Below are 12,895 nucleotides of genomic sequence, written 5' to 3'. Positions count from 1 at the left end.
TCAGTGAGAATCGCCGCCGTCACATTGGGCTTTTTCCAGCAGCAGGGGAAACTGTTCGCTGAAGGAAGAGTTGGCGACTTTCATGAAATTCTTGAGGGCGGTCAATTCCAGGCGCATCCGTTCCACTTCCCGGCGCAGCTCGTCGAGTTCCCGGGCAAAGGAAGGGGATCCAGAGAGCGCCCCGGCTACAGGGATCCGCAGAGAATCCTGCCGCAGGTTGTCGTTCATATTCCAACCTTTCCGGCCGTCCCGAGAAGTTTGCTCGACGGCCACGCCGGCCCGAAGAGGAGCGGCGTTACTTTAAAAGAGTACCTGGCCACCCCTGTCTGTCAAGAATTACCGGAGGGGAACAAAGCTGTCGACAAAGTGCCCAGTGAGGATTATTTTAAGCCCTGATTCATTTTTCCGTCGGCCAACGGCCCATCCGAACCACCCCGACGCAACGGAGCCCCCCATGAGCAGAAGACGAATTGCAGTATTGACCAGCGGCGGCGACAGCCCCGGCATGAACGCTACCGTGCGCGCCGTGGTCCGCGCCTGTCTCGCCGCCGGCGTGGAAATCGTCGGTTTCCAGAAAGGCTATACCGGCCTCATCGATCGCCTCTATGAAACGCTCACGACCCGTTCGGTGAGCAACGTCCTCCAGCGCGGCGGCACCTTTCTGCAGAGCGCCCGCTGCAAGCAGATGATGGAAGAAGCGGGGCAGCGCCTGGCCGCCGACAACCTCAAGGGGCTGGGCGTCGAGGGACTGGTGGTGATCGGCGGCGACGGCAGCCTGCGCGGCGCCCACGCCCTGCAACGGCAGGGCATCCGGGTCATTGGCATCCCCGCCTCCATCGACAACGACATCCCCTTCACCGACATGTCCCTGGGGGCTGACACCGCCCTCAACAACATCATCCACGCCGTCGACTGCCTCAAGGATACCGCTTCTTCCCACGACCGCACCTTCGTCGTCGAAACCATGGGGCGCAACTGCGGCTACCTGGCGGTCATGTCGGCCATCGCCAGCGGCGCCGAATACGCCCTGATTCCCGAGGCCCCTTACGACATCGACGACATCTGCAAAAACCTGCGCCGCCGCTATCAGGAAGGACGTAGCAATTCCATCATCATGGTCGCCGAAGGGGCCGGCAAAGCCCAACAGATCGCCGACCAGATCAAGGACAAGATCGGCTTCGAGACCCGGGTCATGATTCTCGGCCACTACCAGCGCGGCGGCTCCCCCACCTCCTTCGACCGCACCCTCGCCGCCCGCTTTGGGGTGGCGGCGGTAGAGGCCCTGCTCGCCGGCGACGGCGGCAAGATGGTCGGTCTTTCCTATTCATCCATCCAACTGACCGACATCGAAGAGGTGCTCGCCAAGGGCCGGCGCGGCATCGATCCGGTTATCGTCAAACTCGCCGCCACCCTCGGCGTCTGACGCAACAAGGGCGCGCCGGAAGTTTGCGGCGCGCCCTTGTTTTCATCCCCATCCATCGGAAGCCCCCTCTCTTACTCCCGCGCCATCAGCCAGCCTTTGAATTTCCCGAAGCCCCGCCACCGACTGAACTGATCGAGATAGCTGTAGATGACTGGCACCACCGCCAAGGTCAGCACGGTGGAGGAGAAGAGCCCGCCGGAGATAGCGACGGCCATCGGCTGGCGGCTTTCGCTCCCTTCGCCGATGCCGAGAGCAACGGGCAACACCCCGGCGATGGTCGAAATGGCCGTCATCAAAATCGGCCGCAGGCGCGTAGCCCCAGCTTCGACCAGCGCTTCGTCGAGGCCCACGCCGGAACGACGCAGCTGATTGGCGTAATCAATGAGGAGAATGCCGTTTTTGGCCGCCAGACCGATGAGCAGCACCAGTCCGATCATCGAATAGAGGTTGAGGGTGTTGCCCAGCAGGAGCAGCAAGCCGAAGGCACCAATGAAAGAAAGGGGCAGCCCCATCATGATCGCCAGCGGCTGAGTGAAACTTTCGAACTGGGAAGCGAGGACCATATAGGTCAGGATGGTCGCAAGGAGGAAGGCGAAAAGGACGTAACGCCCTGTTTCCCCCAGGGTCTCGGCGCTGCCGGAGAACTTGACGACATAGCCTTCGGGCAGCAGGGTCTCGGCCAGGGCCTGCACCTCGGGGATCGCCTCTCCCAACAATTTGCCCCCTTCGAGAGTGGCATAGACGGTGGCCGAACGCTGCCGGTCGAGGCGATTGATGACGCTCGGCCCGACCCCTTCCTCGATACTGACGAAACCGCTCACGTCGAGCAGTTCACCGCTGCCGTCGCGCAGGTAGATGCGCTGCACATCCCCCGGCAGTTGCCGCTGTTCGGCCTGCAGGCGCAGGCGGATCTCGTAGCTCTTCCCCCCCTCCTTGTAGTCCGCCACCTCGATGCCGCCAAGCAGCGCCCCGACGGTCGCGGCGATATTCTCGACGCTGATCCCGGCCTCGGCCGCTTTCTCCCGATCGATGCGCACCCGCACCTCGGGCTTGCCGATCTCCAGATCGCGGGAGACTCCGGAATAACCCGGGGTCGTCTCGATTTCATTCATCAGCTCGCGGCTGACCCGATCGAGGACGGCAATGTCCGGCCCCTGGATGACGAGCTGCACATCCTCGGCGCGCTGCCCGCCCCCCAGAGGGGAGATAGCGGTGGCGTTGCCGCGCACGTCGGGCAGGCCGCGCAGAAAACGGCGCACCTCGGTCTGGATTTGCTGCTGGCTGCGGCTCCGCTCCCCCCGGGGGACGAGGGTGACGAAGGCGCTGGCGCGGTTGGAACCGCCGAAGCCGGTGAAGGAGAAGAAATGACTGACCTCGGGGATCTCTTTGAGATAGTCCTCCACCCGCTGGCGCACCCCCTCGGTTTTATCCATGGAATAGGATAAGGGGGTCTGCAAACGGACCATGAAACGCCCCTGATCCTCCTCGGTGATCAGTTCCTGACCGAGCAGGGTGTAAAGCCAGATGCCGCCGCCGAGGGCCAGACCGGCCACCAGCACCATCCAGATCCGTTGGCACAGGACGGCGCGCATGCTCACCCGATAGAAATTCGCCGCCCCCTCCATGACCCGGTCGAAGATGCGAAAGACCTGAAAGTTGGCCGAGCCGAGCTTGAGAAAGCGCGAGCAGAGCATCGGCACCACGGTCATCGCCACGAAGGTCGAACAGACGACGGCGAAGGCGACGGTCACGGCGAACTCGTAGAAAAAGCGGCCGATCATCCCGCCCATGAAGGCGACCGGCAGAAAGACCCCGGCCAGCACCAGGGTGGTAGCGATGATCGCGAAACCGATTTCGTGGGAACCCTCGAAGGCGGCCTGCATCGGGTTTTTGCCGAGGCTGGAGCGGTGGCGGTAGATATTTTCGACGACGACAATGGCGTCGTCGATGACCAGCCCGACGGCCAGCACCAGCCCGAGCATGGTCATATTGTTCATGGTGAAGCCGAGGGCGTAAAGACAGCCGAAGGTGGCGATGATCGAGGTGGGGATGGCGACGGCGCTGATCAGGGTAGTACGGATGTTCTGTAGAAAAAGGAGGATCACCAGGGCGGCGGCGATGCCGCCGAAGACCAGCTGAATCTCGATTTCCCGGATCGACTTTTCGATGAAACGGGTGGTGTCGGTGGCGACATGGATATTCATCCCTTCAGGGAGGATGCGGCGAATCTCCGGCAGGGTTGCCTTGACCGCGCGGGCGATGGCAACCTCGTTCGCTCCGGATCGGGGGGAAACGCGCAGGGCGGCGGTCTTCAGCGACTCGCCCCCCTGGGTGAAACGACCGGCGGGGCGCACTTCGTCCCGTCCGGCTTCGGCGGTGCCGAGCAGTCCGAGGCGGATCGGCGCGCCGTCACGATGGGTGACGATCAGCTCGTTGAAGGCCTCGGCGCTGTCGAATTCCCCCACCGTGCGGATGAGGAACTCCTTGTCCAGGGAATCGATCTTACCGCCGGGAATCTCAAGATGCTGGCGACGGATGGCGTCGATCACTTCATCCACGCCGATACGGTAGGCGGCCAGCCGTTCGCGCATGAGGCGGATGTGGATCTGCTTCTCGCGGCCGGCGCCGACACTGACCTCGCCGACCCCCTCGATCTTCTGCAGCATCGGCCGAATGCGCACATCGGCGAAATAGGTCAGATCCTCGATGGCGCGCTGGCCGGTAACCGCCAACCACATGATCGGTTGGGCGTTGATGTCGAGTTTATCCACCACCGGGATGTCGGCATCGTCGGGCAGGCGCCGCAGCCGTGCCGAAACCTTGTCCCGCACCTCCTGGGCGGCGACGTCGATATCCTTGCCCAACTCGAAGGTGATGGTGATCCGTGAGCGCCCTTCCTGGCTCTCCGAAGTGATGTGCTTGATGCCGCTGACCCCGCTTACCGCGTCTTCGAGGGTGTCGGTAATCTCGTTATCCACCTCTTCCGGCCGGGCGTTCTGCCAGACGGTGGTGACGGTCACCACCGGGTCGTCGATCTCGGGATAAAGCGAGACCCCAAGACGCGAAAGACCGATCAGGCCGAAAATGACCAGCCCCAGCACCAGCATGGTGGCGGTCACCGGCCGCCGGATGGAGAGATCGGGGAGAAACATCGGCTATTTTCTCCCCTCGGCGGCAGGGCCCAACGCCTTCGGCGCCACCTTGGCGCCGTCGCGGCTGGCGAACTTGCCTTCGAGAATCACCGGCGTCCCCGGCGCCAGATCGCTGTCGAGCAGTTGCGCCCATTGGGGGGTGACCTGGCCGAGGCGCACCGGCACCTTGCGGGCGATATCCCCCTCGACGATGTAGATATAGGTCTCCTGCTCGGTCTGAATGACGCTTTCCCAAGGAACGGTCACCGCCTCGGGAAAGATGTCGGTGACCACGACGGCCCGAGCGAAGAGGCCGGGGCTGAGCCGATGGTCGGCATTCTCCACCCGGGCTTTGACCTGGAAGGTGCGGGTCGCCTCATCGACCCCGGGGGCGATGAAGGAGACCTCGGCACTGAAGGTCTGTTGCGGATAGGGCGAAACCTGAAGATCGACCCGCTGGCCAAGGGAGAATTTCGGTTTGAAGCGTTCCGCGACACGAAAGGAAATTTCCAGGGGATCGAGATCGACGACCTGCACCACCGGATCGCCGATCTTGAGGTAATCCCCCGGCGACAGGGTGCGCACCCCGGCCGTTCCGTCGAAGGGGGCGCGGATCTCCGTATCGGCGAGGCGCACCTGTTCGCGAACGAGATTGGCGCGGGCCTGTTCGATCCGCGCCCGTACCTCGGCGATCTCGGTTTCGAGGTTGTCGAACTGCAAGCGGGAAATGAGCCCTTTCTGCAACAGCGGCCGGTTGCGCTCCAGGGTGCGGAGGAGATTCTCCAGGCGCGCGTTGAATTCGACGATCTGCGCCTCGTAGCCGGCGATACCGGCGCGGATTTTGGCCCCATCGAGGCGGACCAGCAGCTGCCCCCGACGCACCGGACGCCCTTCCTGAAAGGCGATCTCCAGCACCTGTCCTTCCGCCTCGCTGCGCAAGGTAACCTCCTGGCCGGCAGTCAGGGTTCCGACCTGCTCCAGAGTCACCTCGACCCGGCGGACCGTTGCCTCGCCCAGCAGTACCGACGTCGGCGGCGTTTCCTTCCGGGTCGCCTCCTGCGGCGGTTCGCCGCAACCACCCAGGGAGAGCATCAGGGCAAGGGCCGTCAGCGCCGGCAAAAAACGATCAATCTTGACCATGAGCAAGTTCCTTGTCTTCCGAAAGGGGGAGGATGCCGTGACGTTCCAGGTTGGCGCCCATGGCCCGGTAGAGACCGGCCAGCCCCTGGTTGAAGTCGACCAGGGCGTTGACCTTGCGCAGTCGCGCCTCGATGATGTCGTCCTGGAAGTCGAGCACCCGGAAGGTATCGCTCAGCCCCTCGCCGAGGCGTTCCATCTCCTGGCTCAAGGTCACGTCGGCCAACCCCTGAAAGCGTTCCGCCACCCGCACCCGCTCCAGACCGCGCTCGACGGCGGTGAGAGTGTTGCGCACCTCGGTCTCGACGGTCGTTTCCAGCCCTTTCAGGCGGTACAAGGCCTGGCGCTTTTCGTGTCCGGCCCGCCGGTAGCGGGCATCGGCGGCACGATTGCCGAGCGGATACTCCAGGCGCAGCCCGGCATACCACTCGTAGCCATCCCCCTGCCCCGTTTCATCGAGGGAACGCCAGTAATCCCCTTCGTAGCGCCGGGCGGCGAGGGCCCCGGAGCCGTCGGCCTCACCAGAGAGACCATTGACACCCAAGCTGGCTTCGAGATCGAGGCGGGGGAGGCGCTGGTTCCGCTGGTAGGCCAGGCGGATATCGCGACTGGCGATTTCCAGCCGTTGCCGTTCGAGATCGGGACGGCTGTCCAGGGCAAGGGCGAGCGCCGCTTCCAGATCGGGGCGAACCTGATCGGTTCCGGGGAGGGGCTCGGTCAAAAGCGGTCCGGAGGCGCGGGGATCGTTGTAGGTGATTTCGAGCAAATCCTTGAGCCGATGGGCGGCCGTCTCCATCTGCTGACGGGCGGAAACGACCTGCTCATCGCGGGCGGCGACCGCCGTCTCCGCCTCCTGCACTTCGGTGATCGGCACGATCCCCGCCTCGAACTTGGCGTTGTTGCCCAGGAGCAGTTCCCGCGCCAGCTCCCGCGATTCGATGCGCAGCCGCAGGATCTCGTGGGCGCGAGCCAATTCGAAATAGGCCAACTCGATTTCCTCGGCCAACCGCTGGGCCTGGTCGAGATAGTCGAAACGGGCCTGTTCGAGTTGCTGATCGGCCAGCCGCAGCTCGGTGGTCGTGACTTCGGCGCCGGCATCGCGCAACAGCGGTTGGCGCAGGTCGAGAACAAGGTAACTGCGATATTCGGGATCGAGCCGAGCGGCGTCGGCGTTGCTCTGAAGGCGGGAACTCTCCAGCGCCAGACGGGCGGCGAGGCCGGTTTCGAAGACCTTGCCCAGGCCAACCCCGACCAGAAGCTCGCGGCGGCGGGCATAGGGACCGACATAGGAACCGGAGGCGGTCGGCGTTCTTTCGCCTTCCATCGAGAGGACAGCATCGGCCAGCGGATCGAAACGGGCCTCTTCGACGGTCACATCCTCGCGCCCGATGGGCAGATTGACCCGCTCGGCCAGCAGGTCGAAGTTTTCCTCCAGGCCGCGAAAGAGCGCCTCCCGCAGGGACAGCGGCGGCAGTACGGCCTCCTCTTCCGCCGCAACAGGCGCAACCGTCAGCAGCAGGCAAAGACCGGCCAACAGCAATAGTCGCGGCATGGTCTCATCCCCTCCCCGGCCACGCCGGTCGCTCCCACGGAAGAGCGCTCGAACCGGCGAAGCCCCGGCGAAACGACGAAGAAAACGGCTTATCCCAGCGAGAAATCATAAAAAACCCCGATAAAAGTATAGGAATGCGGAAAGTGCCGAAGGTGGTCAACAAGTATTAAAAATACCTCCCGGGATGTCAACTCCAACCGGCGCCATTGCAGACGAAAGGCAAAAACGCGGACTAAATTTAGCGCCCGGCCTTGCACTCCATGAATAATTAACTATTGTTTAGAACAATCGCTAACCATGTTGGTCATCATCACATTATGTCGGCAAGGAGATGAGGTATGACCCGTTTGAAAGGGATCGAGGGGATCGGCGAGGAATTCGCCACACGACTCAAGACCATCGGCATCCATTCGGTGCAGACCTTACTGGACCGGGGAGGAACCCCCGAAAAACGCAAGGAACTCGCCAAAGCCAGCGGTATCGCCGAACCGGTGCTGTTGCGCTGGCTCAACAACGCCGACCTCTTCCGCATCCGCGGCATCGGCGAGGAATACGCCGACCTGCTCGAAGGGGCCGGGGTCGACACCGTTCCCGAACTGGCCAAACGCACCCCGGACAACCTCCATCGCATGCTCATCGACGCCAACGACAAACGCCCCCGGGTGCGCCAGCTCCCCTCGGTCAACCAGGTCAAGAACTGGATCGACCAGGCCAAACAGCTCCCCCGTATCATCCATTACTGAAACCCTGTCAGTACGCAAAAAGGCCCGACAACATCCGTTGCCGGGCCTTTTTTGCGTGGTCAGGTCGCGCGGTCCCTAGAAACTCTGACGGACACCAAAAAAGATGTTATGGGTGTCGTACTCGGCTTCGATACCAGCGAAATCGGGATCTTCGGTGCCGAAGTAGCGGTACTGAAGATCGAGTTTGGTGTACGGCCCCACCGAAAAGGCCACGCCGCCGCCGAGCTGGTAGGCAAAAACGCTGTCGTTGTCGCTGCCGAGATAATCGATCTCCGCATCGATGGTGGCGAAGCCGATGCCGCCGAGGATGAAGGGGCAGATCATCTCCTTCGGGAAGAAGTCGACGATCAGGTTGCCCATCACCGAAAAGGCAGATACCTCGCCGCCAACCGGATAGTTGCTCACCCAGGAAGCATTGAATTCATCCATTTCATTGTAACGATAGGCAAATTCCACCTCGCCGCGCAGACCGTTTTCGTTCGACCCGCCAATCGCGGCGGAAAAACCCGCGCCGGCATCGAAGGAAAGTTCGGCCCGGTCGCCGTAGTTATCCCGCAACTCGGCATCGTCGACCAGAACCACCCCGGCATTCCCGGAAACATAAGGCCGCGCCCAGGCCGACGCCACGCCAACGCCCAGCACCAGCAGCGCACAGACAAGCATCATCGACAGTCTTCGCATAAAGCCTCCTCTTCATCCGTTGTGGAATGGAAAACGGTAAAACCAAGGGGCAGTCTATGCCTGATGAAGAAATTTTAAAACCTTCTTTTGTCCTTGGAGTGCGGACGATAGGAATACGGCACTTCCCTGACCAGCTGGTTCTGGAAACAACCGGCGTCGAAATCAGCCGAACAATTCTTTGAGGAGCTTTTCGCGGGTTAGTTTGTGATGATTTTCGAGGTCGGTCAGAATGGCGGCGAGAGTCTAGATTTTCAAGGGATTGTGGGCGGGAATAGTGATGTGATGTTCACCCTTTTCGGACGTGGAAAGTCGGATGTGGCTGCCCGTTTGACGGGTCACGCGATAACCGAGACGGCCAAGGGGAAGGCAGGGTCAGGCTTCCAAGTTGCTAAGTTGTTTTTTCGATGACCGTTTTCAGAGCCTTCATCCTCTTGGCCAAATCCGGCTCATTCTCAAGGCGATCCGACAAGCGGCGCACGGCTGAGCTGATACTTCCCACATCCCGGTTCACCAGCCCGGCAATCTCGGTAAGGGTCACGCAGCCCGATTCACGGGCCAGCCAGCCCGCCGCCGCCCGAGCCTCCGAAGCATCTCTTTGCTGTGATTTCGCCTGCAAAATCAACGGGTCGAGCCGATAGGCGCGGCATACCTGGTCGATAATTTGTCGCGCCGTCAGGCGGAGCGGCATTCCCCCTGAGTCGGACAGACATTTGTCCATAAAATCGTCATCGCCGAGAAGGCGAGAATCGACACCGCCACCGTGAAACTCGGGACGGCGTTCTTCGTTCAAGCCATCAAACACGAAAGTCGTATACGCGGCGCGCGCCTTTTCGAGTTGTTCCCCAAACTGTGCCAGTAGCCAATCGGTGGTCAACCACGGGAGCGTTTCCCTTCCAAGATAGGCGCAATGACTGCTCCAGGGATATTCTTCGGGGTTTGCGACCAGCCCGGCCCGCACCGGGTTGAGGTGGATATAGCGAACCAATTCGAGAAGATAGCTGTCCCCATCCACCAGTACGGCTTTGTAGCGACCCTGAAAGAGATGGCCGGTTCTGTTTTCCCGACGGTTGATCCAGCGAGTGTAACGGAAGGAGAGATTCTGCATGCCGCGAGACAGGGGGATATCGCCTATTTGGACGGCAAGGTGGATATGGTTGGTCATGAGGCAGAAGGCGTGAACCCGATAGCCGAACCGATGCGTCCCCTCCTGAAGCAGAAGGTAGAAACGATAACGGTCCGCGGCGGCCAGAAATACGTCCTGCCCGCCGTTGCCCCGGAAAATAACGTGATAAAGTCCACCCGGCAGATGGATGCGTGGTTTCCGTGCCATGGGGAGAAATCTATCCTTGGCGTTTCAACTTGTCAACTTGGAAGCCTGACCCTAAGACCCTTCCTCATCTCCGTGGGCTACCGGGTCAATTCAGTGCGGGCTACCCAGTTTCGCCAATGGGCCACCCAGGTGCTGCGCGAGTTCGCCATCAAGGGCTATGTGCTGGACAAGAAGCGCATGGAAAATGGCGCGTTTCTGGGCGAGGATTATTTTGAACGGCTTCTGGCAGAAATCCGCGAGATCCGCCTCTCCGAGCGGCGCTTTTACCAGAAGATCACCGACATCTACGCCACCAGCGTCGACTACAACCGCGACGCGCCGACCACCAAGACATTTTTCGCCAAGGTGCAGAACAAGCTGCACTTCGCCATTCACGGCCACACCGCCGCCGAACTGATCGTCCAGCGGGCCGACAGCGACAGAATCAACATGGGGCTGACCACCTGGGAGATGGCCCCGGACGGCAAGATTCTGAAAACCGATGTAGTGGTGGCCAAGAACTATCTGACCAGGGAAGAGTTGGAAGCCTTGGGGCGCATCGTCAACGCCTATCTTGACCTGGCCGAGGATCGCGCCAAGCGCAAAATCCCCATGACCATGGAGGACTGGGCCAAGCGGCTCGATGCCTTCCTGGAATTCACCGAACGCGACATCCTGCAAAACAGCGGCAAGGTCAGCGCCGAAATCGCCAAGGTCCATGCCGAAAGCGAGTTCGAAAAATACCGCATTGTGCAGGACCGGCTGTTTGAGAGTGATTTTGATCGGATAGTAAAACAGATCGAGTCCGCAGAGGACGATGAGAAGGGCAAGGACTGACCGACCGGAATCGGCTCAGGGGAGTCGTTTCATCCTCGACTGGCCGGATGGTTCTGGAAACAAGCGTCGTCGAAATCAGCCGAACAATTCTTTGAGGAGCTTTTCGCGGATTAGTTTGTGATAGCTTTCGAGGTCGTCAGAAGGCAGCAAGAGACCAGATTTTCAGGGGGTTGTGGAAGCCTGCCCCTAAGCCCCTTTCACGGATTCAGGTTCAATTGATTGATTGATTTTTTTCTGTAGAAACAGCCTCTCTTTCAGTCTTCTCCCTGAGATTTGAATACACTAAACTGACTGTAGCAAAGTCTGTGTTCATATCAAAACCAATTAAGTTTATTTTAGCGTTTGGAAAGTTCCATTGGGTGTTATAAATCAATTTCTCTCCACCTGATATATTCGATATTATTTTTGTTTTGTCCTGACCTTTACCTAGCTCGTCTATCAAGCTCTCCATAACTGATTCTATATGAGAAGGGGAAAACCTGCAGAGAATTTTTACGACTTTTTCATCAACAAATTCAATTCTAAATCTGTACTCAATATCTTCAATATAAAAAATATCAACGTAACCTGAAGTAATCATTTTTTGAGTTGGATGTGGTCTATAATTTTCAAGCCTAAAAAACGGACGAATTGCGGTTGCCTCATCGAATGACATCCCCAATTTATACCCACCTAACGATAAATCGAATTTTGAAAGACCTTTAGCCTGAGCTATTTGACTGAAATACAAAAAGAAGAATCCTAGGACAATGGCAATTATTGATATTTTCTTCATTAGAGATATCCTTCTTCAAATAAATAACAGGTGCAATTCGAATGTTCAATCAGCCGTGTTAACTTACTATTAAGTACACAACACCAGCCAAAATAAACATTGAAAAAAACAGTATGCATTTTAGAAAAAAACTTATGTCGTCGAGTTTTTCGATGATTTCGTCTGGGAACTTGTTTATGTAAAAATTGTCTTTTAGGTCTGGGATTCCATTCGAAATTAGGTTAACGCCAAGTCCTAAATTACAAAAAGTGATTACTAGACCCATGGCAAATGTGAAAACCTTGAAGCTCCCCAAGTCTTTTTTTTCGTTTTCCGCAAAAATTTCTCCGAACTCTGAAATATCTAAGTTCTGATTATTTTTTATATTTTTGTTTAAGTTGATTATGTTTGCATTGATTATTTTTAGTCGCTCAAATGTTTCTATATTTTCGATATTCTGAATTTCATTTTGGACCTTTTGTATTGGCCATAAAAGCAAAATTCCAAATGCTATTAATGCCACTCCGTAAAATCTAAGTTCACGGCTCGTTAGGGGTTTGCTGTCAAGAAAGTTTGACGCAAAGGCAATGCTTGCAAATGAAATGGCTGCCAAATAGATTGCTGCAATTTGCAGGGCATTGTTTTCATGGTTCAAGAGTGACGCTGCTATTAAAACAATTCCAACGATGACTAAAAATGCAATATGTAGATATTTGAAGTTCATATTTTTGTAAGCTAACTGAATTAGATAAGCGGCGACGACGCGCCGTATGAATTTGTAGAAACCTTCTCGCGAATCACCGCCGTATCAATCGTCCGCCTTCATTATTGGGTAAGCTTCATTGTTTAAATATATAGTATGTGATTATACCGGCTGATATGTTCAATAGTAGACTGACAGAACAGCTTCCTATAAAATTTCTCATATGCTTGCTGTTCTTTTTGTCGTTTTTTTCTTTTTGGTTTTTGTCGCCATTTGTAATCAAAAATGTTGAGAAAAAACCATAATTGTCAATACTTTCATAGGCTTTCAAAGCAATTATCTTTGAAATAGTCGATATCAATACTACACTAAAGCATGAAACAAAAAGCCACATTATGAAATTCCTGAAAATTTCAACAGTAACTGTCTGATTCAAGCCTAGATGGCTCGAATATTTGTATATAAAAGAAATGAAGGCTAATGCAGAAAACACAGGAAGGCGGTGTAAATCATTTTGTGTAAATGGTTTGGTTTTCGGTTATCAGTAAGCTGGCATTCTGTCTTCGAACAGGATGGAAAACCGGTTGAGGGCCGCCTTCCAGTCCCGGATCGGCAGGGTCCATTT

General features: G+C 57.5%; 10 protein-coding genes and 2 pseudogenes. 3 read left to right on the top strand and 9 right to left on the bottom strand.

Annotated elements, in window-relative coordinates:
• A complete protein-coding gene (locus tag BQ4888_RS00060; protein ID WP_092052120.1) occupies positions 1-228 on the bottom strand; it encodes a hypothetical protein in 228 nt (75 codons plus the stop codon).
• A gap of 226 nt (positions 229-454) precedes the next feature.
• On the opposite strand from BQ4888_RS00060, the gene pfkA reads away from it, so the two are divergent.
• The gene (pfkA, locus tag BQ4888_RS00055) at positions 455-1,423 is read left to right on the top strand and encodes a 6-phosphofructokinase (protein WP_092052117.1); all 969 of its coding nucleotides are present in this window, start codon (positions 455-457) and stop codon (positions 1,421-1,423) included.
• A 71-nt stretch (positions 1,424-1,494) separates the two neighbouring features.
• On the opposite strand, the gene BQ4888_RS00050 is transcribed toward pfkA, so the two are convergent.
• Genes BQ4888_RS00050 through BQ4888_RS00040 form a run of 3 tightly spaced genes read right to left on the bottom strand, consistent with a single transcriptional unit; the run spans position 1,495 to position 7,243 of the window.
• Positions 1,495-4,575, bottom strand: a complete 3,081-nt coding sequence (locus tag BQ4888_RS00050; RefSeq protein ID WP_092052116.1) for an efflux RND transporter permease subunit — start codon at positions 4,573-4,575, stop codon at positions 1,495-1,497.
• Between the two features lie 3 nt (positions 4,576-4,578).
• The gene (locus BQ4888_RS00045) at positions 4,579-5,694 is read right to left on the bottom strand and encodes an efflux RND transporter periplasmic adaptor subunit (RefSeq protein WP_092052114.1); all 1,116 of its coding nucleotides are present in this window, start codon (positions 5,692-5,694) and stop codon (positions 4,579-4,581) included.
• Positions 5,681-7,243 (bottom strand): TolC family protein, encoded by a 1,563-nt coding sequence (locus BQ4888_RS00040; RefSeq protein WP_092052112.1) that lies wholly within the window; start codon positions 7,241-7,243, stop codon positions 5,681-5,683. Before BQ4888_RS00040 ends, BQ4888_RS00045 begins: the two co-directional genes overlap by 14 nt.
• A 338-nt stretch (positions 7,244-7,581) precedes the next feature.
• On the opposite strand from BQ4888_RS00040, the gene BQ4888_RS00035 reads away from it, so the two are divergent.
• Positions 7,582-7,986, top strand: a complete 405-nt coding sequence (locus BQ4888_RS00035; protein ID WP_092052111.1) for a DUF4332 domain-containing protein — start codon at positions 7,582-7,584, stop codon at positions 7,984-7,986.
• A 75-nt stretch (positions 7,987-8,061) separates the two neighbouring features.
• Here the strand turns inward: BQ4888_RS00035 and BQ4888_RS00030 are convergent, their stop codons facing one another.
• From BQ4888_RS00030 to BQ4888_RS00020, 3 genes and pseudogenes are all read right to left on the bottom strand, one after another.
• Positions 8,062-8,667: an outer membrane protein gene (locus BQ4888_RS00030; RefSeq protein WP_092052109.1), complete on the bottom strand. Its 606-nt coding sequence runs from the start codon at positions 8,665-8,667 to the stop codon at positions 8,062-8,064.
• Between the two features lie 162 nt (positions 8,668-8,829).
• Positions 8,830-9,027 (bottom strand): annotated as a pseudogene (locus BQ4888_RS17925) (type II toxin-antitoxin system HicA family toxin); the annotation flags it as partial.
• A 28-nt stretch (positions 9,028-9,055) separates the two neighbouring features.
• Positions 9,056-9,997 carry a transposase gene (locus tag BQ4888_RS00020; protein WP_092053401.1) on the bottom strand — a complete coding sequence of 314 codons (942 nt, stop codon included), beginning with the start codon at positions 9,995-9,997 and terminating at the stop codon, positions 9,056-9,058.
• A 63-nt stretch (positions 9,998-10,060) separates the two neighbouring features.
• Between BQ4888_RS00020 and BQ4888_RS00015 the strand changes: the two are divergent.
• A pseudogene (locus BQ4888_RS00015) lies at positions 10,061-10,813 on the top strand (virulence RhuM family protein); the annotation flags it as partial.
• Between the two features lie 211 nt (positions 10,814-11,024).
• Here BQ4888_RS00015 and BQ4888_RS00010 read toward each other — a convergent pair.
• Together BQ4888_RS00010 and BQ4888_RS00005 are read right to left on the bottom strand one after the other, a co-directional pair.
• Positions 11,025-11,588 carry a hypothetical protein gene (locus tag BQ4888_RS00010; protein WP_092052107.1) on the bottom strand — a complete coding sequence of 188 codons (564 nt, stop codon included), beginning with the start codon at positions 11,586-11,588 and terminating at the stop codon, positions 11,025-11,027.
• Between the two features lie 58 nt (positions 11,589-11,646).
• A complete protein-coding gene (locus tag BQ4888_RS00005) occupies positions 11,647-12,291 on the bottom strand; it encodes a hypothetical protein (RefSeq protein ID WP_140396572.1) in 645 nt (214 codons plus the stop codon).
• Positions 12,292-12,895: the final 604 nt, after the last annotated feature.

The organism is Desulfuromonas acetexigens (assembly GCF_900111775.1).
Classification (GTDB): Bacteria; Desulfobacterota; Desulfuromonadia; order Desulfuromonadales; family Trichloromonadaceae; genus Trichloromonas; species Trichloromonas acetexigens.
Note: the sequence above shows the minus strand (reverse complement) of the source record. Positions and strands in the feature narration are given on the sequence as shown.